Annotated in this window: 16 protein-coding genes; 11 read left to right on the forward strand and 5 right to left on the reverse strand. The window is 44.1% G+C overall.

Going from position 1 to position 24884, the window contains the following annotated elements:
• Positions 1 to 426: 426 nt before the first annotated feature.
• Positions 427 to 1284 (forward strand): class II fructose-bisphosphate aldolase, encoded by an 858-nt coding sequence (locus E0496_RS19385; RefSeq protein WP_141503506.1) that lies wholly within the window; start codon positions 427 to 429, stop codon positions 1282 to 1284.
• A gap of 73 nt (positions 1285 to 1357) precedes the next feature.
• Here the strand turns inward: E0496_RS19385 and E0496_RS19390 are convergent, their stop codons facing one another.
• The gene (locus E0496_RS19390) at positions 1358 to 2437 is read right to left on the reverse strand and encodes a saccharopine dehydrogenase (RefSeq protein WP_141503507.1); all 1080 of its coding nucleotides are present in this window, start codon (positions 2435 to 2437) and stop codon (positions 1358 to 1360) included.
• 95 nt (positions 2438 to 2532) lie between these two features.
• Positions 2533 to 2853, reverse strand: a complete 321-nt coding sequence (locus tag E0496_RS19395) for an ArsR/SmtB family transcription factor (RefSeq protein WP_141503508.1) — start codon at positions 2851 to 2853, stop codon at positions 2533 to 2535.
• Positions 2854 to 3111: 258 nt separating this feature from the next.
• Between E0496_RS19395 and E0496_RS19400 the strand changes: the two genes are divergently transcribed.
• Both E0496_RS19400 and E0496_RS19405 read left to right on the forward strand, forming a co-directional pair.
• Complete coding sequence (locus E0496_RS19400; protein WP_206669822.1) at positions 3112 to 5463, forward strand: S-layer homology domain-containing protein; 2352 nt, start codon at positions 3112 to 3114, stop codon at positions 5461 to 5463.
• Positions 5464 to 6462: 999 nt separating this feature from the next.
• The gene (locus tag E0496_RS19405; RefSeq protein WP_161601495.1) at positions 6463 to 9066 is read left to right on the forward strand and encodes an S-layer homology domain-containing protein; all 2604 of its coding nucleotides are present in this window, start codon (positions 6463 to 6465) and stop codon (positions 9064 to 9066) included.
• Between the two features lie 120 nt (positions 9067 to 9186).
• Here E0496_RS19405 and E0496_RS19410 read toward each other — a convergent pair whose 3' ends face one another.
• Positions 9187 to 10266, reverse strand: coding sequence for a phosphatidylglycerol lysyltransferase domain-containing protein (locus E0496_RS19410; protein ID WP_141503511.1), 1080 nt, complete (start codon positions 10264 to 10266; stop codon positions 9187 to 9189).
• A 275-nt stretch (positions 10267 to 10541) separates the two neighbouring features.
• Between E0496_RS19410 and E0496_RS19415 the strand changes: the two genes are divergently transcribed.
• The 4 genes from E0496_RS19415 (at position 10542) to E0496_RS19430 (ending at position 18039) form a co-directional block, all read left to right on the forward strand.
• Complete coding sequence (locus E0496_RS19415) at positions 10542 to 13208, forward strand: hemoblobin-interacting domain-containing protein (protein WP_141503512.1); 2667 nt, start codon at positions 10542 to 10544, stop codon at positions 13206 to 13208.
• A 34-nt stretch (positions 13209 to 13242) separates the two neighbouring features.
• Positions 13243 to 14961 (forward strand): S-layer homology domain-containing protein, encoded by a 1719-nt coding sequence (locus tag E0496_RS19420; protein ID WP_141503513.1) that lies wholly within the window; start codon positions 13243 to 13245, stop codon positions 14959 to 14961.
• 139 nt (positions 14962 to 15100) lie between these two features.
• Positions 15101 to 16906, forward strand: coding sequence for a sensor histidine kinase (locus E0496_RS19425; protein WP_141503514.1), 1806 nt, complete (start codon positions 15101 to 15103; stop codon positions 16904 to 16906).
• Positions 16903 to 18039, forward strand: a complete 1137-nt coding sequence (locus E0496_RS19430) for a response regulator (protein ID WP_141503515.1) — start codon at positions 16903 to 16905, stop codon at positions 18037 to 18039. The genes E0496_RS19425 and E0496_RS19430 overlap by 4 nt, the downstream gene beginning before the upstream one ends.
• A gap of 130 nt (positions 18040 to 18169) precedes the next feature.
• On the opposite strand, the gene E0496_RS19435 is transcribed toward E0496_RS19430, so the two are convergent.
• Positions 18170 to 19087 (reverse strand): aldo/keto reductase, encoded by a 918-nt coding sequence (locus tag E0496_RS19435; protein WP_141503516.1) that lies wholly within the window; start codon positions 19085 to 19087, stop codon positions 18170 to 18172.
• A 129-nt stretch (positions 19088 to 19216) separates the two neighbouring features.
• On the opposite strand from E0496_RS19435, the gene E0496_RS19440 reads away from it, so the two are divergent.
• Together E0496_RS19440 and E0496_RS19445 are read left to right on the forward strand one after the other, a co-directional pair.
• Positions 19217 to 20173: an alpha/beta hydrolase gene (locus tag E0496_RS19440; protein ID WP_141503517.1), complete on the forward strand. Its 957-nt coding sequence runs from the start codon at positions 19217 to 19219 to the stop codon at positions 20171 to 20173.
• Positions 20174 to 20281: 108 nt separating this feature from the next.
• On the forward strand, positions 20282 to 20623 hold the full coding sequence (locus E0496_RS19445; protein ID WP_141503518.1) for a zinc ribbon domain-containing protein YjdM: 342 nt from the start codon (positions 20282 to 20284) through the stop codon (positions 20621 to 20623).
• A 79-nt stretch (positions 20624 to 20702) separates the two neighbouring features.
• On the opposite strand, the gene E0496_RS19450 is transcribed toward E0496_RS19445, so the two are convergent.
• Positions 20703 to 21902: an MFS transporter gene (locus E0496_RS19450; RefSeq protein ID WP_141503519.1), complete on the reverse strand. Its 1200-nt coding sequence runs from the start codon at positions 21900 to 21902 to the stop codon at positions 20703 to 20705.
• Between the two features lie 343 nt (positions 21903 to 22245).
• Here E0496_RS19450 and E0496_RS19455 point away from each other — a divergent pair, with 343 nt between their 5' ends.
• Both E0496_RS19455 and E0496_RS19460 read left to right on the forward strand, forming a co-directional pair.
• Positions 22246 to 23859 carry an ABC transporter substrate-binding protein gene (locus tag E0496_RS19455; protein WP_141503520.1) on the forward strand — a complete coding sequence of 538 codons (1614 nt, stop codon included), beginning with the start codon at positions 22246 to 22248 and terminating at the stop codon, positions 23857 to 23859.
• A gap of 70 nt (positions 23860 to 23929) precedes the next feature.
• Positions 23930 to 24880, forward strand: a complete 951-nt coding sequence (locus tag E0496_RS19460; protein WP_141503521.1) for an ABC transporter permease — start codon at positions 23930 to 23932, stop codon at positions 24878 to 24880.
• Positions 24881 to 24884: the final 4 nt, after the last annotated feature.

The raw sequence follows: 24884 nt of genomic DNA on the forward strand, positions 1-24884 counted from the left end.
GCTGCAAGGGGTAACCTCTTTTTTAAATAGAGGAAAGCATTCCTATTCGCTATCCTTTCTCTACATTTCTCGGAATGAAACGCGCTGCGCCGCCGAAGGTGTTTTTGCTTGTGCAATGTGGAAATGGATCGATCTTTCTAGTTATTGAAGAGGATTGCTGCGGGTAGGAAAGCCAACGCCATAATTGGGCAGAAAATGTGGTATAATTGAAGAAGTGCGATAAAGTGATCAACCCCGCTGCAGGTAGTCTTATGCTGAAATTTGTGATAACATGTAGACTGATGAGTAGAACGTGAACGTGGAAAAGCCCATGCCGTTCGTGCCAGTATAACTACAGTTTTCGGACGCATTTTAAACTGTAGGTGAATTGGGTATGATTGAAAGATCGAGTTTTAAAAATGCAATTATTTTGAAGGAGGATTTAACATGGCTTTGGAATCAATGAAAGAAATGTTGAACAAAGGACTTAAAGAAGGTTACGCTGTTGGTCAATTCAACATCAATAACCTAGAGTGGACGCAAGCAATTCTTGGCGCTGCTCAAGCAGAGCAATCCCCAGTTATTCTTGGCGTTTCTGAAGGCGCAGCTCGTTATATGGGTGGCTTCACGGTTGTAACTGCAATCGTAAAATCCCTAATTGAAGAAATGAAAATCACGGTTCCAGTTGCCATCCATTTGGACCATGGTTCAAGCTTCGAAAAATGTAAAGCAGCCATCGATGCTGGTTTTACTTCCGTTATGATAGATGCTTCACACTCGCCTTTCGATGAGAACGTAAAGACAACTCAACAAGTTGTTGCTTACGCGCATGAGCGCGGCGTTTCCGTTGAAGCTGAGCTTGGTACCGTTGGCGGACAAGAAGATGACGTAATCGCTGATGGCGTTATCTACGCTGATCCGCAAGAATGTAAGCAGTTGGTTGAGCTTACAGGTATTGATTGCCTTGCTCCAGCACTAGGTTCCGTACACGGTCCTTACAAAGGCGAACCAAACCTTGGCTTCAAAGAAATGGAAGAAATTTGCCAAACAATCAAGCTTCCATTGGTATTGCATGGCGGTACAGGAATTCCAACTGCGGATATCAAAAGATCGATCTCCCTTGGAACTGCAAAAATCAACGTAAACACAGAAAACCAAATCGCGTTTACAAAAGTAGCTCGCGAAATTTTGACTTCGGACGCAGAAGTTTACGATCCACGTAAATTCTTGTCCCCGGGCCGCGATGCGATTAAAGCAACGGTTCAAGGCAAAATGCGTGAGTTCGGTTCTTCGAACAAAGCTTAATAAGCATAAAGTGAAAAAGGTTGGACAAGCTGCAAATCGCAGCAGGTCCAACCTTTTTTTGTACTAGACAGCTTTAACTTGAGAAAAGAACACCGTATTGTTTGAAAAAAACGGTAATTGCCGTGGCATCCATTCGCTTATTTATAAGGTCTTCCGGATAATAAATGCCAGGGGCAAATGATTCTTCCTTCGGCAGCTGCAATAGCTGTTCGGCTTGTATGGCAGCTCCCAAGGCAGTGAGATGAGTCTGGCCAAGCGGATCAGAAATGGAAATCCTTCGTTCAACAAGATTTCCAGCAGGATCACTCCCCTTTAGATGGATATGAATATGATGAGCGCTGCCGCTGCCCGGATTATAAAGCAACTTTCGTCTAAATGAGCGGAAACGCTCACCGCTGATAACCTTCCACAGACCACTCTTGACTAGTCCGACAAGTGTGTAAGTTGACGCTTTGCTGTCAAAGGTGATGCGGAAGCTAGCCGAATCCACGTGGTCAGCTTTAAGCAGGGTAATATGATCTGGGGTGTCGAGTCGATAACATTTGGATGCATACCCGTTAGGAAATTGTACTTTGATGGGTTCAGTCATGGGATATACAAGGCGGCGTCCCGACGGTTCCGTAATATGAAAGGGAATAGTCATTCGATCCATATACGCCGCGGAGTCCGGACCAGCTTTGTCCTGCAGCGAATATAAAGCATGAATGTTTACTTCGACGTTCAGAAGGGAGACGGAATGCAGCATAGCAATCAGTGAAGCAGTTCCTGCCATCCATCCCGACGACAGTACTACTGGGGCATGAAGCTCCGTATTCTTCAATTTAGTGATTGATTGTTGGAATAGCTCTGTCCAGCGCGTAATGTCGATAAATGGGATTTTCCTCCTTACGGCAGACAGAAGCAAACGATCTTGGAGATCGTTTACAGAATTGATAATCAGTGTAACAGGAGCGTCTACATAAAGGAGCGGGTCTTCCGCATTGGTATCCACAATGGCCGTTTGAAAATGTCCTGACTCCAGAGGCGATGCTGTTGAAGGTGACCTTCCTCCCAATATAATATCCAGATCGAGATGTCGATCCAGCAGGATTTGAGCAATTTGTCTGCCTACCGCTCCATAACCACCGACGATAAGTATGGTTTTTTTACTCATGTTATTTCCCTCCGTTTAAAAGTTTATACGTTTAAGTTTTTAAACATAATACTGTTGAAAAGAGGAATGACCGCGTACTAGCCTCGTTTCTGGCACTAGTATTGGCATTCCTCTTCTACGAACTGGACAAGCTGCTTCATAAGTGCAATTGCCTCGGCAAATTCAAGGCTATAGTACATTTCCGTTCCTTTTTTCTGGACTTTCAACAGCTTCGCTTGCCTTAAAATCTTCAAGTGATGAGAGACGGTTGGCCTCGACATGGGGATATGTTCTGCGATTTGGGTCACATTCATACTTTCTTTATCAATCAATAACGATAGGATTTGCTGACGAACGGGGTCTCCCAGCCCTTGAAAATAGGGACTCAAACTTTCGAAAATATATATGGCTTTCTGGTTGCCAACAAATTCGTTCATTATTCCCACTCCGTTATAATGTTTAATTACTTAAACGAATTATAATTGATATTGAAAAATAATACAATGGTGATTAATTTGTCATAGGTATGGATGGCGGAGGTTGTCATTTTGCTGTCATTGGAGAAGAGTATACTTGATCTTACTATGAGGATAGGGAGAGAGATGGATATGCAACGATTTTCAGTACGTTCTTTATTTTTAGTTTCGATCTGTTTTTTAATTGTATTAAGTGGGTGTGTAATTCGAACAAACCAAGTGAGTATTAATTTTGACAATACCTCTTTGGGCAGTGATGAGCATATCTTTTTAAGATATTCGGACGGTAGCGTTGTTCAAGCGCCTGATCGGACTATTGGACAAAACTACGTAACTGTAAATACAACTGACACAAAAACGATTGTAGGAGGATATGTGACCAATGGTACTCTAAGTTGGGTACCGACTATGAATTATTTTTCAAGTGTAACTATTAGCGGGATTCAAGAACAGAAACCGACCTATCCAATCGATCATATTATAGCCAAAAAACCAACAGAGGATAGTAATAACACCGGTTTTGTCACACTGACCTTCGAGGTCTATGGCACTGATGGTCAGCTTGTGAATGGTCGAACCGAAATATTTGCCCATTCAGCAGATCCTGACATTGAGTTTTATAATTTAGATGTAGGTGATTCACTAAATCCGCGAAATAATACAGTAAAAGAAGGGTATTCCTGGTATACAGTTAATGGATTGGTCACTTTTTCAGTTAAATCCACTCTTGAAGATATTTCAACGGTGCCGCTATCGATTTACTCCGGTCCCCAGCTCATTACGGACGACCCTTTCAACATAGATCCTTTGCTTGTAACCGAGATTAATGTAACTAGTCATGACGATGCATCATCTTTAGAAGTAGGGTATACATTAGACATGATTGCTGAAGTTTTGCCCGCAAATGCATTATACAAAAAATTTAAGTGGTCTGTTGAAAATGGGACAGGCACAGCGACAATTAACGCGAGTGGCGTGTTGACCGGAACAACAGCAGGAACGGTCACGGTAAAAGCTACGGCTGTTGATGGCAGTGCTGTTTATGGAACGAAGCTTATAACGATTACAGACCCTGTGGTGCCGGTAGAATCCATCTCCATAACTGCTGAAGACGAAGTAACCTCAGTAGAAACAGGCGCGGAACTTCAAATTTTTGCCGAAGTAGCTCCTACCAATGCGACAAACAAAACCGTATCGTGGTCAGCCCTTCCTGGAACAGGCACAGCGTCCATTGATGCAGAAAGCGGCTTGTTAACGGCGGTTTCCCCTGGTACAGTAACTGTGCAAGCTGAAGCATTGGATGGAAGCGGAGTGATCGGCAGCATGACGCTAACGATTACGGCAATACCAGTCTCTTCCATTACAGTAACCGGCGTATCTACCGTAGAGGTGGATGAGAACATTACATTTACAACGGCGGTTGCTCCAGCAAACGCAACAGATCAAGCGATTCAATGGACGGTAGAAAATGGGACAGGCACAGCGATAATCAATGCGAGTGGCGTATTGACGGGTAAGACAGCAGGAACAGTTACGGTTAAAGCGACGGCTGTTGACGGCAGTGCGGTTTATGGGACTAAAGTGATTCAGGTCATGGCGCCGGAAGTAACGCCAACACCGTCACCAGTGGCAACACCAGAAGCAACACCAACATCGACAACGGAAGTGACACTACCAACGCCGTCGCCAGAAGCAACACCAACATCGACAACGGAAGTGACACTACCAACGCCGTCGCCAAAAGCAACACCAACATCGACAACGGAAGTGGCACTACCAACGCCGTCGCCAGAAGCAACACCAACATCGACAACGGAAGTGACACTACCAACGCCGTTGCCAGTAGCAACACCAGCACCGACAACGGAAGTGACACTACCAACGCCGTCGCCAGTAGCAACACCAGTGCAGACACCAACCCCTGTAGTTGGCTTTAACAACGAAATTATTGATGTTGATAAATTGGCATCTAAACTGAGCAAACAAGTGGAGGAAGCAAAAGCTAATCCTACAAACGTTCCATTCAAAGATACGACTGCTCATTGGGCCCAATCGACAGTGAATATTTTTGTTCAATTGGGGTTTGTGAAAGGCTATAGCGACGGAGCATTCCATCCCAATGCAAGCATTACACGCGGCGAGTTTGCCACAATCATTGCAAAAGTGTTCGATCTGTCTGCTGCTAATGACAATAAACTAGCTGACGTAAGCGGGCATTGGGCTGAGTCATCCATTAATGCCTTGATAGAAAGTGGAATTATTTCCGGCTATGAAGATGGTTCATTTAAACCGAACAAAGAAATTAGCCGTGCCGAGATTATCTCCATTATTTCTAAAATCATTAATCTTGCTGATGTGAAGGATGATGCGGCATCTGCTTTCAATGATATTGATCTTGCTTGGAATAAAGATCAAATTCAGAAAGCTGCATCTGCTGGAATAATTAGCGGACAGGGGAATGGACAATTCTCACCAAACAAACCGTCCTCCCGTGCGGAAGCATTAACGATTATTTTGCATACTCTTCAATTGAATATAGACTTGAAAAAATTATTGCTAGAAATGAGTTAAGATTTTAACTCTACATGAAGTTGAATAGGATTGAACCTATCGGAGGCGACAAAGTCGTCATATCCATTTTAATATAGGTTGTAGATAAAACGGCAAGGCCTCTGAATTTACAGAGGCCTTGCCGTTTTAATAGTGTCTTATGAACAGGCGATTCGTGCATTTATACTGAGTATCGTCCGTATACTCTACTCCTTTAGTTAGCATACGCAAACAAAAGGTAATGAGTGGATGAGTGACGAATTGAATTCCGCGTTCAGAGTAAGAGTCATAAGCATCATAATTCACATATCCACGCTCAAAGACGTAACTAAATACATTCCTCATGAATGAGCGAATCCATCTGCAGAAAAAAATGTAATATGACAAAATTAATGACACCAGTCACTAGGATTGTCCTAAGAGTTATATTAGGATATTTGGTATTGAAGAGCGAGGCAAGATCACGAGTCGTAGGGCTCGATCTAAGTATTCGTCCATAAGCAAGGTTGTATTTAGGAAAAAGATCTCTAGAAAACTAGTCTATTTCCTTTAATGAAAAATGGAGTTAATTAAAAACCCCCTAAGAAGATAGGAGGAAAACAAGTTTGATGATACAAGGAAACCCTTGTACCATCTGCCTCGGTGAATGCCGAGAGGATGTTTTTTTACGAAAAATACTATAATATTTATTCATTTGTCAGAGGTGTGGTTGTAGGAGATTGTCAATTGGGTAGGCGTATATATGATTTTATTATGAGGGTAGGGAGAGATAGGGATATGCCACGATTTTCAGTACGATCTTTATTTTTAATTTCAATCTGTTTTTTAATTGTATTAAGTGGGTGTGTAATCAAAACAAGCCAAGTAATTATTAATTTTAATGGTACCAATCTAGGCAGCGATGAGCATATCTATTTAAGATATTCGGACGGTAGCGTTGTCCAAGCTCCTGATCTGGTTGTTGGAGAAAACTCCGTAGTCGTTAGTACAAACGCCACAAGAACGATTGTGGGAGGATACGTGACCAATGGTGCTCGAAGTTGGGTACCGAATATGAGTTATTTTACAAATGTAACTATTAGCGGAATTCAAGAACAGAAACCGACCTATCCAATCAATCATATTATTTTAGCCAATAAGCCAGTAGTCGATCCTTCTAACACCGGTTATGTCTCCCTGACCTTCAAGGTCTATGGCACCGATGGTCAGCTTGTGAATGGTCAAACCGAAATATTTGCCCATTCAGCAGATCCTAACATTGAGTTTTATAATTTAGATGTAAACGATACTCAAAATCCGCGAAATAATACAGTAAAAGAGGGGTATTCCTGGTATACAGTTAATGGATTGGTCACTTTTTCAATTAAATCCAATCTTGAAGATATTTTAACAGTGCCGCTCTCTATTTATTCCGGCTCTCGGCTCATTACGAATGACCCTTTCAAAACAGATCATTTGCTTGCAACCAAAATTAATGTAACTAGTCAAGAAGATGCATCGTCTTTAGATGTGGGTACTTCCTTAACGATGTATGCTGAAATTTTGCCGGCTGGTGCATTATACAGCAATGTTATGTGGTCTGTGGAAGATGGGACAGGCGCAGCAACAATTAATAGCAATGGCGTGTTGACCGGAACGGAAGTAGGAACGGTCACAGTAAAAGCTACGGCTATTGATGGCAGTGCTGTTTATGGGACAAAGCTTATTACAATTAAGGAGCCTGATGTACTAGTACAAACGATCTCAGTAGCTGCTGCTGGGGAAGTAATCTCAGTAGAAGCAGGTACGGAGCTTCAAATATATGCCGCAGCAGCTCCTGCCAATGCGACAAATAAAGCGGTGTCGTGGTCAGTCCTTCCTGGAACAGGCACAGCGTCCATTAATGCAGCAAGCGGCTTGCTAACGGCGGGTTCCCCAGGCACAGTAACCGTGGAAGCAGAAGCGTTGGATGGAAGCGGAGTGATCGGCAGCATGACGCTAACGATTACGGCAGTACCGGTCTCTTCCATTACAGTAACCGGAGTATCTACTGTAGAGGTGGATAAAAACGTTACATTTACAACGGCAGTTGCACCAGCAAACGCAACAGATAAAGCCATTCAATGGTCAGTTGAAAATGGTACAGGCACAGCGACAATTAACGCGAGTGGCGTATTGACTGGAATAACAGCAGGAACGGTCTCTGTAAAGGCTATGGCTGTTGACGGCAGCGCGGTTTACGGAACCAAGCTGATTACGATTACTGAGCCTGTTGTACCAGTACAAACCATCTCCATAACTGCTGAAGACGAAGTAACCTCAGTAGAAACAGGCACGGAGCTTCAAATTTTTGCCGCAGCAGCTCCTGCCAATGCGACAAATAAAACAGTATCGTGGTCGGTCCTTCCTGAAACAGGCACAGCGTCCATTGATGCAGAAAGCGGCTTGCTAACTGCGGGTTCCCCAGGCACAGTAACTGTGCAAGCAAAAGCATTGGATGGAAGCGAAGTCATTGGCAGCATGACGCTAACAATTACGGCAATACCAGTATCTTCGATTACAGTAACCGGAGTATCTACCGTAGAGGTGGATGAGAACGTTACATTTACAACGGCGGTTGCTCCAGCAAACGCAACGGATCCAGCTATTCAATGGACTGTAGAAAATGGAACAGGCACAGCGACAATTGATGTGAATGGCGTACTGACGGGTAAAACGGCAGGAACTATCACGGTTAAAGCTACGGCCGTTGACGGCAGTGCTGTCTATGGAACTAAAGTGGTCCAAGTGACCGCGAAGGAAATTATCGAACCAACACCGTCACCGGAAGCAACGCCATCACCGACGACAGAAGCGACACCATCACCAACGCCGGAAACAACACCAACATCATCGCCAGTGGTAACACCAGTGACGCCAACGGTCACAACACCAGTGCAAACATCGACACCAACGCCAATACCAACACCAACAGCGAAACCTGAAGTTGGCTTTAACAACGAAATTATTGATGTTGATAAATTGGCATCTAAACTGAGCAAACAAGTGGAGGAAGCAAAAGCTAATCCTACAAACGTTCCATTCAAAGATACGACTGCTCATTGGGCGCAATCGACCGTGAATATGTTTGTTCAATTGGGGTTTGTGAAAGGCTATAGCGACGGAACATTCCATCCCAATGCAAGCATTACACGCGGGGAGTTTGCCGCAATCATTGCAAAAGTGTTCGATTTGTCTGCTACGGCTAATGACAATAAACTAGCCGACGTGAGCGGGCATTGGGCGGAGTCATCCATTAATGCCTTAATCGAAAGTGGAGTTATTTCTGGCTATGAAGATGGTTCATTTAAACCGAACAAAGAAATTAGCCGTGCCGAGATTATCTCCATTATTTCTAAAATCATTAATCTTGCTGATGTGAAGGATGATGCGGCATCTGCTTTCAATGATATTGATCTTGCTTGGAATAAAGATCAAATTCAGAAAGCTGCATCTGCTGGAATAATTAGCGGACAGGGGAATGGACAATTCTCACCAAACAAACCGTCCTCCCGTGCGGAAGCATTAACGATTATTTTGCATACTCTTCAAATGAATTCAGATATTAAGACATTATTGGATGCTATGAGTTCTCCAGTGAGGTAACTCTTTAAGCCAATCAGATCACAGTGAATAAAGGAATAGCCGAATGCTCCCGACGGAGTATTCGGCTATTTTAATAGGGGACCATAATAGACAATACCCTCGTAAATACCCTTAAAAGCATTAGCTTTTCTGGTCGCTGGAAGCGGTCCGTTTTCGTGATTTGTAATTCCGATTAATGAACCTTTTTGAGAATAGTTTGCCTCCAGAGTGCTGCTTGTTCAACGGCGTATGAATGATTCTTGCAAGCGCAGCGACGGTTAAGGTGACAGAGGAAGGTTGATAAACAAAGTAGACCTCTACCCAGTGTGGTGCAAACTTATTTTTATATTCATACAAGCCCTTAAAGTTATACAATCTATTCCCATACTTGTAGAGCAGCTTCATAATAAATAGGTCACAGGCGTTGGCCAAGGGAGACATACCCAAGCTGCATAGCGAGTATTGATGCTCTTGAGCCCACTTGAATAAAGAGGCAAATAAGACGTCCATGGTGCCAGGTGGACAGGCTTTCGTATAACGCATCAAGTCTACCGTAATTTGTCTGGCAACAGAATCTTCTTGGTGCATGAACATGCTAGGCGGATGGTCCCCTGCAATTGTGGCGAATGCCTCATAAGTTCCATCAGGACCGACTAAGACAGCGACGGGAAACCTGCTCACATAGTCAGGCGCAAAAGAGCCAACGGAGAAGCTTTTTTCTTTGCGATCACCGAGCCACTCGTTGGAGATCGTTTGAAGCCGGTGAAGAAATGAATCTGTATAAGGAGGATACATGACTTGAAAAGAATAGCCGCTGCGTTCGAATTTATTGATACGATTGCGAAGCTTAAGCCATTGTTTCCCATTCAAATGAAAAGCGGATACATTAATCTGGGCTTCTTCTCCAATTTTGGAACATTGGAGGCCGAATTGCTTGTACACAGGAAGAAAAGTAGACTTAGCCTGATAAAATACTGGTTTTGTTTTGTTCTCCTTGCAATACGCAATGAATTGTTCAATGACTCGCAAGCAAGCTTCATGGGCTCCGACAGGATCTCCGAGTACAATTTTCCTCTTTCCAATCGAGCGGTAAACAAGTAAAGCCTCGCACTCCGAATCCCAAAACGTCTCTTTATCACCTAAATGATATAAATGAGTGTGTGAATTGTGGCCACAGCTTTCGAGCAGGTGTTGAAGTCGTTTTTCGGAAATTTGGTCCATAACGAGAAAATCCCCCAGGTTTAATATATGTAGGCTTTCATTTATTCCAATTAAAATCTATCCCTATATTCATCGGCAATTGCCTGAGTAGACTAAAGAGATTTTATCACATCAGCAGAGACAATGGTCTTGTTTTCGATAAAAAAGAAGTTGTTTTGTAGAGTCTAGGGGTAAGCGCTCATATTGCTGTCGATGTTTGTCATTTTGCTGTCATTAAGGTAGTTTATACTGCTTTTATTACTAAAAAAAATGAAATCAGGAGTGACAAAGGAACTATGTATACGACAAAGCAAGAAAAGAATGTGAAGCAACCGGTGGTTGGACGGCTCTTTCGTTCGAGCGTAATGCCTTTTAAAAAGGGTTCAATCAGTCTGCTAGTAGCAATAATGGCGTTGTCTTCATTTTTATTTGTTTCACCCGCATCTGCGGACAATGGTGATTGGGCTTTCTGCGCCAACGAAAATAGTACCTGTGAAATCTCAGGGACAAAGGAAGTTCGTTTTGGTATAAACAATCTCTATGGCTATCGCCAGATGACAAATAGTTTTAATTGCAACGTTCCTACCTGGGGCTCTGATCCCGTACCAAATCAAGCGAAACAATGCTTTGTTCGCGATGTGCTTGCAGAAGGAGCACCGCGGCTAACGGTTGACGTTAGTAACCTTAACAAAAAAATAACCGTTACATTTAGTGAATATGCTGAACAAGCGGGTACGTTGGAAGATTTGAAAAATGCAATTACCTTGGAAAGATCGGAGACCCCTGGCTATTCACCTCTTGCTGCTAACGACAGCATTTCTTTCTCCACTAGCGAATCTGCGACTACATTGATTATTCATTTAGAAAGTGCTTTAAATGGAAATGCAAACGCTATAAACATAGCTTCAGGAGCACTCCTTGATATTGATGAAGATCCATACAACTCTAATATGGAAATTCGTAATATTGCTGCGCAGGATCTTGTTGCTCCTGCTTTCATAGGTGCGGATGTCTACGATTCAGGTGGTGAAGTTTACTTGAATTTTGATAAAGATTTTACAATTAATGCACCAGTGAATGCCGATCAAGATCTAACTAATGCTTTTCTGAAATCCCAAATAAGCATTGCTGCAGACGGAGAGCATTTTTCTCCTGTACTGGGTGAGCAGAATGAAGTCTATCAGAATGGTTCTAGGCAAATCTACATGGAATACTATAATGATATGAAAATTGTTATAGGTGAAAAAACAGTGATTAAAATTGCAGGCGGCACATTGAAAAATGCAGCAGGCAGCTTGAATGAGGAATTGCTGCTGCACGTTTCTCCTCCTACCATTCAAAGTACTATCGTTAGCAGCGATAATCATGACGTAACAATTTCTTTCTACGATGATATTTTTGATAACACATACTTAAGTAATCCTCTAAGCAATTATATTTATTTAAAAAAAGATAATAATTCGCAGCCTAAAGGATTAGGTGAAGGTGATTCAGCGGAAATTGAATCCGGAAAGCTGAAAATCCATTTTAAAGAGGCTTTGTCTGGAACGAGCAATTATATTTATGTCGAAGCAGGAGTCCTAAAAGATCGCTATGGCAATATTCAAAGGGAACGGTCAGTAACAGCACCTCTACAAGCCCATGTTGGCGGAGTCGATCCATTTCCTGCGGATACAACACTGCCGGTGTATCAATATTCTTATTTCTCAAATAATTATCAGGATTTAAATATCGTATTTAACGAAGATGTTCAAAACGGAAAACAAGATGACGCTAATTTCTTGCAAAGCGTGTATTGGTATAACAGTCAGAACTGGAAAACCGGACTTCCGGAGGGTACTACGCTAACGTTCTCTGGTTCTGTGGCTACTATTCATTTTGCCGCGCCGCTAACAGGCTATCAATATTATTTCCAATTTAACTCCAATATGTTCAAAGATTTAGCGGGAAATATTCCTAATAATAATTTTGACACGAAGTGGTTCTACCCTAACGATAAAACTTTTAATTTGTACAATGGATATTTTTCTTACAATGGCCGTTGGTTAAGCATCCAGTTTAATGCGGATACGGATATCGTAGATCAAACCCTAGTGGACGGAGTGTCCCATCTGAAAGAGAGCATTACCTATTCCATCGATCACGGAGCAACCTATAAAGCTTTGGATGAGCTCGATGTCGTATCTATTTATGGTAGAAATATCAATATATTGTTTCATGATGCTATAAAAGTTGGCTCGGTCAAAGTGAAAATTTCTGAAAAAGTGGTTAGTGATCAGTTTGATTATAAAAGAAATATAGCTGTAGAGATTGATTTTGCTTACACTACTCCAGAGATTACAGGATATATGCTAAGCAATACGGCAAGCGAGTTAACTTTTGTAGATAATGCCTTGTGGAGAAACCAAGTCAAAGAAATCATTTTATATGATGGAAAAATTGGCATGAGAAGACAACTGAACAGCTCTGAATATCAACTGAGCGAAGGCAAAATTACGATTGCTAAAGGTGTGTTTCAAGAAGGATATTACTACCAAATTTCTGTGAATGCTGAAGGCTATAGCACTAAATACTTTGATGGCAGAGCTTACAGATCGTCTGAATTGTTTTATATGACAGCACCGGTTGTGACGACGGAAAACGGGATTACAGCCAAAATTAATCTTTTGAACAATGCTTATCAAAATCAATATACAGGCAATCAGTCCGTTGTATTTGAACTGTTCAACGGGACTACGCCAGTTAGTATTGTTGCGGCTAATTTAAAGCTCGGAACAGGCGTATATTCAGCTAACTTTAACGTCAGTGACGCGGCGACAAATCCGAATTATACCGTCAAAGCTTATGTCGTGAGCAAATACGGCGCTGATCTTGCGGATATTGGTCTAAATTTCGCATCTATCAAGACACAAACCGAATTTGATATTGCATTGAATGAGAAAAACAACAATGAATTGGACTAGCAGAAATAAATAAGAGAAAAGCGAGGAATGTAAAGTGAAATTGCGCAAGCTCAGTTTGCTATTGATTTTTACGCTGTGTTTATCGCTTGTGCCTGCTGCGGTTTTTGCAAGCGGCTCAGCGGTTACATTAGATGTTATAGGAGAGAAGGCGCCAGGAGGCACCGTGGTTATTTCCGGCACATCTACGCTAGATGAAGTGATTATTAAGGTGCTGCGCCCGGGTAATAGCGTATTGTTTTATGATATTACGAAAGTAAGCGGCGGGAAATTTTCAAGCTCATTTACATTAGCTCCTAGCGAGGCTACTGGCACTTACAAAGTCATTGCCGGACAAGCTACTGAGGTAGCTAATGCAGAGTTTGTTGTTAAAACGGCTAACACGGGTGGTGGAGACGGCGGTAACACCGACGGCGGTGGCCCAATCGGAACCATTACAACCCCAACCCCAGCGGCAGCCAAACCGATTACACCTGGTAAATCGGGTGCGGAGCCAGTCATTGCAGATACGAGCAAAAATACAACATCATCTGTAACGGTTGGAAATGGACAACTAACGACTACGGTTACCCAAGACGTCGGAGCTCTTGCAGACGCCCTTGCCAAAGCAGCCAAGCAGGATAATCATGGTGCGGCACCGATTATTTATGTCTCTTTCAACAATGCAGCGGGCGAGGCGGTTCAGTTTAGCTTGGGTTCATCCGTATTGGCAGCTGCTGCAAAGAGCGCGCCAAACACAATTATTTCAATACAAACTAATGATGGGGAATATTCTTTGCCGCTCAGTATTATTGATTTTACTGCGTTAGAGCAAGGTTTAGGAACTACGACTGAAAACATTAGCATTCTTGTAAAAATCTCGACAGTCACTACTGACTTGAATTCGAAAATCAAACAGAGTGCACTGGATATAGCTGCTGTACAACTTGGAAATGCGATTGAATTTACTCTAGTCGCTTCAGGAAATGGAAAGACGATCGAGCTGAAGGCTTTCGGTTCCACTTATGTGGAGCGAAATGTCGTACTCACAGGTTCAGTGGATGCTGCTCATGCATCCGTCGTCCGTTATGATCCGACTTCTGGTCAATTTTCGTTCGTTCCGGCTATCTTCGAGAAGCAGACAGACGGCTCCACGAGAGTTGCATTTAAGCGCAATGGAAACAGCATTTATACAGTTCTCTCTGTATCCAAAACATTTTCTGATATTAGCCAGCACTGGGCGAAAGCAGATATTGAGCTGCTAGCCTCCAAACTGGTGATTAACGGCGTGTCGGAAACTAGTTTTGCTCCAAACAACAACATTACGAGAGCAGAGTTTGCTGCGTTATTGGTCCGCTCTTTAGGCTTATCCCTGGATACTTCTTCTGCGGCCTTCGCAGATGTGAAATCCAGTGATTGGTTTGCTGGCGCGATCGGCGCCGCTGCAGAGGCCAAGCTTGTTGACGGCTTTGATGGCAACCGCTTTAAGCCAAACGATACGATCACCCGCGAGCAAATGGCAGTTATGGTTACAAGAGCGATTGCTGCAGCGGGCATCACAGGTGGTGCCTCAACAAGCCAAAACGAGACGTTATCCAAGTTTAAGGATCAAGCTGCAATTAGCAGCTGGGCACAAGCGGCAGTAGCAGAAGCGATGGAGGCCAATATCATCACAGGACTGACCTCGGATACTTTTGCTCCTTCAGCGAAAGCGACTCGTGCGCAAGCATCGGTCATGTTGAAACGCTTAATGCAATATGTTCATTTCATCAACTAGGTTTCTTCTTTTATTCTTTGTAGAATATAGCAGCTCCTCACGGTATTTCGTGGGGAGTTTCTAAGTTTTTTTGACTTGTTTCTGTTAACATGAAAGGTAGAGATTCATAGACCCTATCCTGCATGGAGGCTAGTCAGCAATGAGCTACAATCTGTATTTATCGGCACTATTAATGGGAGCTACCTGCTGCTCGCTTGTGTTGTGTTATCTTTGCTGGAAAAGAAGGGAGCTCCCCATTGCCATCAGTTATGGACTGGGTGCGCTGACTGGTGCCTTCTATACGCTCGGCTATGCTTTTGAGATTGTCAGTACTTCCTTGGAGCATATCCGTTTTTGGCTGCGGGTGGAATACATGGGCATTCCGTTCGGTACATTATTTTGGTTTATCATGGTACTGCAATATACCGGACGTCAAGCGTTGGTTAAAAAATGGGTCGTTGCGGCTCTAATGGTTGTTCCCCTTATCACATTCGTTGCCCACCATACGAATGAATGGCATCATTTGTTTTATAAGAGTATGACACTCAATTATTCGGAAGGTTTCCCATTGGTTACCTTGGATAAAGGTCCCCTATACTATTTTCATGTTTATTATTCCTATTCTTTTTTTGTCATTGGCATGGTTTTAATGCTCCAAATGTTTATCAAAGAGAAGGGCCGTATGAAAAAGCAGGTGGCCTTAATGATCATTGGCTCATGGGGTCCCTTCGGTTTCACACTCATCTATTTAAGCGGAGTAATCTATATGCCCATTGATATCTCTCCTTTTGGTTTCGTAATCTCAGGAATTTTCTATTTATGGGGAATCTACCAATTTAATATGCTGAGACTGGCGCCACTGGCGCTTCAGAAAATATTTGAATCGATGCAGGACGCAGTTATTGTACTGGATATGGAAAATAGCTTAACCAGCTTTAATCAATCGGCAGCGCGAATTATTCAAGGCCTAACGAACAAAAGGATTGGGAATTCGGCGCTTGAAATATTTGCGGATTACCCCGTATTGCTGGAGAGGATTATGCAGCAGCCTTCCTTGGGAAGTCGTATTAAAATTTCAGGCCAAGCAGACCGGGAATTTTATAATGTCCATATTTCCTATATCACCAAAAACGGTATGAAGCCTGTTGGGAAAATGGTTTTGCTAAGCGATGTTACGGAGTCCGTTCGTTCCGAGGAAATACTGCTCGATAATGCAAGGCAGCTCAGTGAGCTAAATACATTTAAGGACAAAATGTTCAATGTCGTCGCACATGACATTCGCGATCCGCTCGCGGTACTTATTAATTTAATGGAGCTAATGGAAGAAGAAATGGAAGATTGCGGAGAGAATCACGAGGAAATCGTCCAAGAAATGGGCGAGCAAATCCACAATACCTTTACTCTGGTTGAAAGCTTGCTCGATTGGTTTCAAAGCCAAAGGGGAGGTATGGTATTCAACCCGGTGGTCAGGGATTTGGCCCAAGCTATCCAAATGAATATACGTTTTCTGCAGGTTCGCAGCGAAGGGAAAGGGATTCATATTCATTCTCTTATACCTGAGAATACGCTTGTGTTTGCGGATAAAGAAATGCTCGATCTGATCATTCGCAATTTGCTTTCCAATGCGATTAAATTCACGGATTATGGCGGTAGCATTCAACTGGATGCCCAACTGGCAAATGGTAAAATGGTCGTTTCCGTTAGCGATACTGGAGCCGGAATTCCGTTAGAGCAAGCCGATACCTTGCTGAATGAGGCCTATCCGGCCTCATCGGTAGGCACCGCCGGCGAGCGCGGCGTGGGGCTCGGGTTAACGCTATGCAGGGAGTTCGTCCGCTTAAACGGCGGGGAAATCTGGTTCGAAAGCGCTCCCCAACAAGGCAGCACTTTTTATTTCTCAGTTCCTACTTCACGTAAAGCGTCTACTTACTCTATTGAATGGGATGAAAGAAGGGAAATCGTGTGAAGATTGTTATCGTCGACGACGAAAAAGCGATGCATCTCATTTTGAAACGCATGCTTGGCAAGCTGGATCAAGTCAAAATTGTAGGCACCTTTCATGATACGATTGCGGCCTTCTCTTATTTAGAGGATCATGATGCGGATTTGATCTTTGTTGACATCAATATGCCGAAGGAGAGTGGCCTGGAGTTTGCGGGGCGCTTACGGGAGAGCGGGAGACAGACGAAGATCGTATTCGTTACCTCCCACAAGGAATATGCGCTTTCAGCGTTTGATGTGTATGCTTTTGATTATATCGTCAAGCCCGTATTGCAAGAGAGACTGCATCAGACTGTCCAAAGAGCGTTGGCTGAAGTTCAGGTAGAGCAGGCGCTTACCTTGCGGGAGCCTTCTTCGATTCGAATCATGTTCAACTGTCTTGGCGGTATGGAAATTCGCAGTGCGCAAAATGTAATCGTCAAGTGGAAATCGAGCAAAAGCGCAGAGCTATTTGGTTATTTACTTATCAATAAAAGCCGGCAAGTACCGAGAGCTAGGTTAATCGAGGACATTTTTGGCGACATGCCGCAGAAAAATGCTGAAATCTATTTAAACACGACCGTCTATCAGCTGCGCAGACTACTCGATAACTATGGCTTGAGGGATCGTTTGCATTCCGATAACAACCATTATTCATTGGATCTACATCAGGTACGCGTGGATATGATTAGCTTTGAAGAAGGCTGCAAAGAGATGCCGGTCGTGAACCAGATGAATTTGGAACAGGCGATTGAGCTTCAGCAGCTTTATGTCGGCGATTTGTTTGGCGACCGTGCCTTCCCATGGGCTTGGAGCGAGGTAGAGCGGCTTTCTCAGCTTTACTCTTCCTTTACTCAGCGGCTTTGTACGGCCCTATTAGCCAAAGGCGATACGCAAATGGCCATTCGGTTATTATTGAAGCTGTTTGTACGGAATGAGCTAAATGAAGAAACGTTCAAGCTGCTTATGCGCGCGTTGGCTTTGAAGAAAGATAAAGAAGGATTGACCCAGCAGTATAGTAAATTTACCGAAAATATGCGCAGGGAGCTTGGGTTAAGTCCTTCTCTAGAAGTAGCCACTTTATACAGAAGACTGCTATCGAAGATGGAGAGTGCTTAGCTCATTTAAGCTCTAGTTATAATACGAAACAGCCTCTGGTCTATTTAGACCGGAGGCTGTTTCGTATTTGAGACGCTGCACACTAGATCAATCGCAGAATAGTGGCAGACCTACCTTGTAGACGCGGCCATTAAGGAAGTATATTGCCTGCAGCACGGTAGATGCCATACCATTCTTCGCGAGTCAGGTAGATCTCGCTTGCTTTGCAGCAATCCTGTAGCCGGCCAATATTCATGGTGCCGATCACTGGTTGCATGCGAGCAGGATGACGAAGAAGCCATGCAATGGCAATCGTCGTATTGCTGACATTATAGCTTTTCGCTACCTCGTCAATTTTTTTGTTTAAGTCAGGAAATTTATCATTATCGAGGAATACGCCCTCAAAAAAACCGTATTGGAATGGCGACCATGGCTGAATGGTCATATCGTGCAAACGGCTGTAATCCAGAATACTGCCATCACGGTTTACAGCAGCATCGTTCTCCATGTTCACGTTAAATCCGTTCGAGATCATCGTTGTATTGGTAATACTGAGCTGCAGTTGGTTAGCAACAAGCGGCTGCTTCACCGATTTCTTCAGCAATTCAATTTGCATAGGCTTTTGATTGGACACGCCGAAATGACGTACTTTTCCTGAGCTTTCCAGAAGATCAAAAGCTTCAGCCACTTCTTCGGGTTCGACGAGCGTATCTGGGCGGTGCAGAAGCAGAACGTCCAAATAGTCGGTTTTCAGACGCTTCAGGATGCCATCCACCGATGTTAGAATATGCTCTTTGGAGAAGTCGAACATACCCGGCCGGATGCCGCATTTGGATTGCAGAATAATCTTCTCACGTACATCATCGCTCATATGTATGGCGTCAGCGAATATTTCCTCACAGGTTCCGCTGCCATAAATGTCGGCATGCTCGAAGAAATTTGCGCCTTCTTCGAGTGCGGTCTGAACAAAACGCTCAGCCTCGGGTTTGTCTAGCGAGTTAATTCGCATACAGCCAACCGCAATTACGGGTACCTCTAAGGTGCTGCTTCCTAGCTTTATCGTCCTCATTTGTTTACGCCTCCTGTTTCGTTTGTCCCTATTGATTGTCGCACAAAAGATTGCTCCATTACAATACGGTCTAAAGTAAGCTATAATCCTCAAATATACAGAAACGATGAGGGGAACGGGGGAGGAACGATGACATTAAAAGCCAACTTCTTATCCTATAACGATTCAGTTTCTTACTGGAAGCAATATCAGCGGTTTTTTCCTGAAGAAATACGACTAAGCGGATCAGATTTGCCGACGGAAGAATGGTGGGCTTGGAACGGGATTCAGGTTCATCTGGATCGTATGAAGGTGACGGACTCTAAAATAAAAATCATATTTGTTCACGGCGCAGGCGGCAACGGGAGATTATTGGCTCCTTACGCACGGATGCTGCAACAGCACGGTTATGAGGTTGTCTCGCCGGATCTTCCTCCATATGGTCTAAGCTTCAGCGAGTCATCGTCTCTCATCGATTATCAGCAATGGATTGACCTGCTTACGGCGCTCATTGGAGAGGAAATGAAACGTGACGGTATACCGGTTGTATTGCTGGGGTCCAGTATTGGCGGCATGCTGGCGTACCATACGGCGGTCAATAGCAAGCAGGTCAAAGGATTGATTGTAACGACATTTGTGGATACGAGCAATCCGAAGGTTCGGGATCAAGTAGCCCCTAACAAGGTGGTCAGTCGTTTAGGCAAATATGTGATGGATGCTTTTCCCTTTGTATTGGATTCCGTGCATATTCCGGTAACTAGAGTGTCAAGAATGAAGCTCATTAGCAATCATAAGGCGTTGACGAAGTTGATAATAAATGACCCTCACGCGGCAGGCACAAAGGTTCCGCTGCGCTTGCTGAGAACTTTTTTAAATATGAAGCCAAAGCTTAAGCCTGAAGAGTTCAGCTGTCCGGTTCTGCTTGTTCATCCCGAAGTAGATCCGATGACGCCTTTTGCTCTGAGTGAGCCTTTTTTCAATCGGTTGAAAAGCAGGAAAGAATGCATCTTATTAGAAGGAGCGGGACACTTCCCGATTGAGCAGCCTGGTCTAGAACAGATGAAGATAGCGGTACTGAGCTTTCTTAAAGGGCTGGAGCAGGAATAATAAACGGCAAACTACCGGTTGTGTTGGTACTATTTATGATTATCAAATATACTTATATAAGGAAAAACGAAGCCAAATACATAGTTTACGAATGGAGAACTTCATATTATGTCTACATTACCGAATTGCCCGAGCTGTCAGTCTGAATACACTTATGAAGATGGAAGCCTTCTCGTATGTCCGGAATGCGCCCATGAATGGAGCTTGGATGCAGGTGCCGAAAATAGTGATGATAAAAAAGTGGTGAAAGACGCCAACGGCAATATTTTAAACGATGGGGATTCCGTGTCCGTCATTAAGGACCTAAAAGTAAAAGGAAGCTCATCGGTTATCAAAATCGGCACGAAAGTCAAAAATATCCGTTTGGTGGACGAAGATCATGATATCGACTGTAAAATTGACGGTTTTGGAGCGATGAAGCTGAAATCGGAGTTTGTCAAAAAGATTTAGATACCTTTCGCATATAAGTGCACAAAAATCCCTGCTTCTGAGCGAAGCAGGGATTTTGTGTAGGTAGACAGCGGGTGTGTTACGCCAATTTGTTTCTGCTCTCTGTGATGTAGCAAACAAGGCCGAGAACCAGGGCTAGGCCGACCAATACAGCACCAACCCAAGGGAGCGCGCCGAGAGACAGATGGGTAATGACCCACCCCCCGATAAATGCGCCGGCTGCATTTCCTAAGTTGCCGGCAGAGTGGCTGGAGGTAGAGGCGAGGGCAGGCGCTGATTGCGCGAGGCTCATCACCCGGACCTGTAGTCCGGGAAAGACAGCGAATGAGGCAGTACCCCACAGCAAAATCGTCAGCACAGCAGCAACAGGATTGTGAATGGTAAAGGTGAAGATCGTCAGGATCAAGCAAATGGCAAAATATAAGCCGAGGATAGAAGGCATCAGCTTCCAATCCGCAAGCTTGCCGCCAACAATATTGCCGATGGTGACCCCACAGCCGAACAGGACGAGAATCCAAGTCACGTTATGCTCGGCAAAGCCGCTGATTTGCGTAAGCAGTGGGGTAATATAAGTGAAAACGGCGAAAAGGCCTGCGTTGCCCAGCGCTCCTATCAGCAGGTACACCATGAGCTTTGGCTTGATCAGGGCAGAGATTTGTTGAATCATGCTCGCTGGTTTATCTTGCTTAAGCTTCGGAATGAAGATGAATATGCCGATCAAGGCAATGATTCCCATAATCGCAATAGCGCCAAACGAGGAGCGCCAGCCCATATTTTGACCGATAAAGGTTCCAAGCGGTACACCGATAATATTCGCGATAGTGAGCCCTGCCATCATGATCGAAACGGCTCCCGCGCGTTTATCCGGACGGACAAGATTGGAGGCAATAACAGCGCCAACTCCAAAGAAGGTTCCATGAGTAAGCGCGGTTAGCATGCGTGCTCCCATAAGCACGGCATAGCTTGGCGCGATAACAGAGATGCCGTTGCCGAGAATGAACAATAGCATAAGTAAGATCAGGAGCTGCTTTTGCGGAATGCGGTGCGTAAGGACGGTTAATATAGGAGCCCCGACGGCTACTCCGAGGGCGTACATCGTAATTAGTTGACCCGCTGACGAGATGCTGACATGCAAATCCTCGGCAACGTTAGGCAGTAGTCCCATGATGACGAATTCGGTCATGCCAATGGCAAAGGCACCGACGGTAAGGGATAGAATCGAGACGGGGAACGGTTCTTTTACGGCTTGTTTCTTGGTTATACGATGTGTTAAATCCATGCTGTCTATGTCAACCTTTCTTTTGCGGACGAGCAAACGCCCATCCCGTTCGTTTCATATATAGGCGCATTAGGCCTGCTTCATATTATTTAGTTTTCAGAGAGTATAATCAAGTTATTTATTTTGAAGAATAAGTGAAGGAAGGGCTTATAATATTAGAAGTTTGAAGCATACTATAGTCATAAATGAGATGGTATTTGAAAATAAAATGAGTGGAAAATGCAAAAAACTGAACGAAATGACAATATTGGAAGCTTTTACAGTTGTAATTCCAAGTAAACCGATATACAATTTGAGAGGTTAATAACCTACAGAGAAACAGACACACGGAGGATGAGAGAAAATGAATAAAAATCGTTTAGGGGTAACCTTGCTTTTATTATTAACGATGCTGATCAGTGCTTGCTCAAGCAATAATGGCAGCAATACGCCAAGCGCAAGCCCGGCAACGGACAACGCGGAGCCAACCGCGGAAGGCCAGCCAAAAGACGGCGGAAATTTAATTATAGCCGTACAAGCAGATCCTGTCTTACTAAATCCGAATTATGCGGGAGATCGTGTCAGCCTTACGATTGACCAGGCGCTTTTCGCGCCGCTTTTTCAAGTAAACAATGGCAAGAAAACTTTTTATTTGGCGGACAGCCTTGAGCCTTCCGCGGATAACTTAACTTATACCTTGAAGCTGAAGAGCGGCCTTACTTGGCATGATGGCGAGAAGCTGACAGCGGATGACGTCGTGTTTACGATCGAGAAGATTTTGGATGAGAAACAAAACAGTCTTCTGAGAGGGAATTTTATCATCGGAGGCAAAGCTATACAGGCAGTGAAGGTTGATGATACAACGGTTGAATTCAAGCTTCCGCAGGTTAGTCCTGCTTTTGAAGCGACGCTTGTTCAAGTGACGCCGATTCCGAAGCATATTTTCGAGAACGAAGCCGATATCCAGAAGAGCACGAAGAACAATGCGCCCGTGGGTTCCGGAGCATTTAAGTTCAAAGAATACAAGACCGGTGAGTATGTAACGCTGGAGCGCTTTGATAACTATTTTGCAGGCAAACCGCATCTTGATTCCGTGACTTACCGTATCGCGAAAGATACAAATGCGGCGAATCTGGCTTTGCAGAACGGTGAAATTAATATTAAATACCTAGACCCTCAGGATGTTGCAACAATAGAGGGAACGAATAAATTTGAAGTTCTGCCATACAGTGAAGGCCGTTTGTCTTACCTGCTCTTTAATGAGAACAGTGATACCGGCTTGCTTGGCAAAAAAGAGGTCAGACAAGCGCTGTCCTACGCGCTGAACCGCGACGAGTTGATTCAAGTGGCTTACAATTCAAGCGATTACGCTGACCCAGCTAAATCCTTTGTTACGCCGGATGGCTTGTTCCACAACAACGATGTAACAAGCTACGATAATGACGTTGCCAAAGCAAAGGAACTGTTGAAAGCTAACGGCGCTGAAGGACTTAAACTTCGGTTTATCGTCTCCAGCGGCAATAAAGCACAGGAAGCGATCTCGCTTTATGTTCAGCAGAAGCTGAAGGAAATTGGCGTTACCGTAGAGATTAAAGCGATGGATGCTTCTGCATACGGCGATAAATTCGTTGATCCGAAAGCAACAGACTTCGAGCTTGCTGCGGCAGGCTACATTATGGGGTACGATCCGGACGCGTACAGCATTCTTTATACAACTGATGGCGATTCTAACTATACTCATTATGGAAATCCAGAGGCGGACGAGCTGTTCAAGCAAGGCGCTGGTGAAGCGGATGCAACGAAGCGCGGCGAAATTTATAATAAGCTGCAAGAGCTTATAGCGGTTGACGCGCCGGTTTATCCGATTGCCTATACGAAGACGATTGTCGCTGTCGACAAAAAGTACGGCGGATTGGAAGAAGCGGTACTGAAACCCGTTGTTATTTTCGAGGATCTATCTAAACTTTACTTGAAATAAGGATGGGCGAAAAATAAGCTGGAACATCCAGCTTATTTTTTTGTCCCTGCGAGGCTGGGAGAATTGAAGCATGAGACGATTGATTTTCAGAAGACTGCTGCAAACTTTGCCGTTGCTGTTTTTTGTCTCAATCGCCTGCTTTGTTATGGTGAAGGCGGCACCGGGTGATCCGGTGCTTTCCTTCGTTACACCGAACATGCATGCGGAAGACATTGAGCGCATCAGGCATAACCTCGGGCTGGACAAACCCGCCTATGTGCAATATTTTTTATGGCTGAAGGAATGCTTGACCGGCAATTTGGGTTATTCGCTTATTAATCATAAGCCCGTGCTGGATCAAATTTTGGAGCGTTTGCCGGCGACGGCGGGACTCATGGGCGCTGCTATTGGTTTGGCGGTATTAATCGCTATTCCCCTTGGCTTGCTCGCAGGGGCCAACCGCAGCAAGCTGGTCGATAAGCTTGTCAATTTATTAGCGTATATTGGCGTTTCGATTCCGCTTTTTTGGCTTGCTATTTTACTTATGTATTTCTTTTCAATTAAACTTCACTGGCTGCCGAGTATGGGGATGCGGACGATCGGCATGGATTCTGCGTTTGATGTCCTCTTACATGGTATCCTTCCATGCTCGGTGCTGACTATCGGTTTTTTGGCCGTATATGTGCGGTATATCCGTTCCAGCACGATCAGCCAGCTCAAAGAGGATTACGTTCAAATCCAGTATGCTTTTGGTTCTGCGAAGCGGACAATTCTGTTTCGGCATGTGCTGAAGCATGTGCTGCTTCCTGTTATTACACTGCTAGGCATGTCGATGGGCGACTTGGTTGCGGGCGCTATTGTGACGGAGACCGTATTTTCGTGGCCAGGGATTGGTTCGCTTGGCATGACCGCAGTGCGCGGAATGGACTACCCCGTCATCATGGGCATTACACTGTTCTCCTCCGTTATGTTGATCCTGGGCAATTTGCTCGCGGATATTTTGTACAGCTTTGCGGACCCGAGAATCAAAACAACGAGGTGATCTC

The organism is Paenibacillus luteus, assembly GCF_006542765.1.
GTDB classification, from domain to species: domain Bacteria; phylum Bacillota; class Bacilli; order Paenibacillales; family Paenibacillaceae; genus Pristimantibacillus; species Pristimantibacillus luteus.

What these genes read in the sequence shown, in the direction of transcription:
- E0496_RS19385 (WP_141503506.1), top strand. Translation starts at nt 427, where the DNA reads ATGGCTTTGGAATCAATGAAAGAAATGTTGAACAAAGGACTTAAAGAA.
- E0496_RS19390 (WP_141503507.1), bottom strand. Translation starts at nt 2,437, where the DNA reads ATGAGTAAAAAAACCATACTTATCGTCGGTGGTTATGGAGCGGTAGGC.
- E0496_RS19395 (WP_141503508.1), bottom strand. Translation starts at nt 2,853, where the DNA reads ATGAACGAATTTGTTGGCAACCAGAAAGCCATATATATTTTCGAAAGT.
- E0496_RS19410 (WP_141503511.1), bottom strand. Translation starts at nt 10,266, where the DNA reads ATGGACCAAATTTCCGAAAAACGACTTCAACACCTGCTCGAAAGCTGT.
- E0496_RS19415 (WP_141503512.1), top strand. Translation starts at nt 10,542, where the DNA reads ATGTATACGACAAAGCAAGAAAAGAATGTGAAGCAACCGGTGGTTGGA.
- E0496_RS19425 (WP_141503514.1), top strand. Translation starts at nt 15,101, where the DNA reads ATGAGCTACAATCTGTATTTATCGGCACTATTAATGGGAGCTACCTGC.
- E0496_RS19435 (WP_141503516.1), bottom strand. Translation starts at nt 19,087, where the DNA reads ATGAGGACGATAAAGCTAGGAAGCAGCACCTTAGAGGTACCCGTAATT.
- E0496_RS19440 (WP_141503517.1), top strand. Translation starts at nt 19,217, where the DNA reads ATGACATTAAAAGCCAACTTCTTATCCTATAACGATTCAGTTTCTTAC.
- E0496_RS19445 (WP_141503518.1), top strand. Translation starts at nt 20,282, where the DNA reads ATGTCTACATTACCGAATTGCCCGAGCTGTCAGTCTGAATACACTTAT.
- E0496_RS19450 (WP_141503519.1), bottom strand. Translation starts at nt 21,902, where the DNA reads ATGGATTTAACACATCGTATAACCAAGAAACAAGCCGTAAAAGAACCG.
- E0496_RS19455 (WP_141503520.1), top strand. Translation starts at nt 22,246, where the DNA reads ATGAATAAAAATCGTTTAGGGGTAACCTTGCTTTTATTATTAACGATG.
- E0496_RS19460 (WP_141503521.1), top strand. Translation starts at nt 23,930, where the DNA reads ATGAGACGATTGATTTTCAGAAGACTGCTGCAAACTTTGCCGTTGCTG.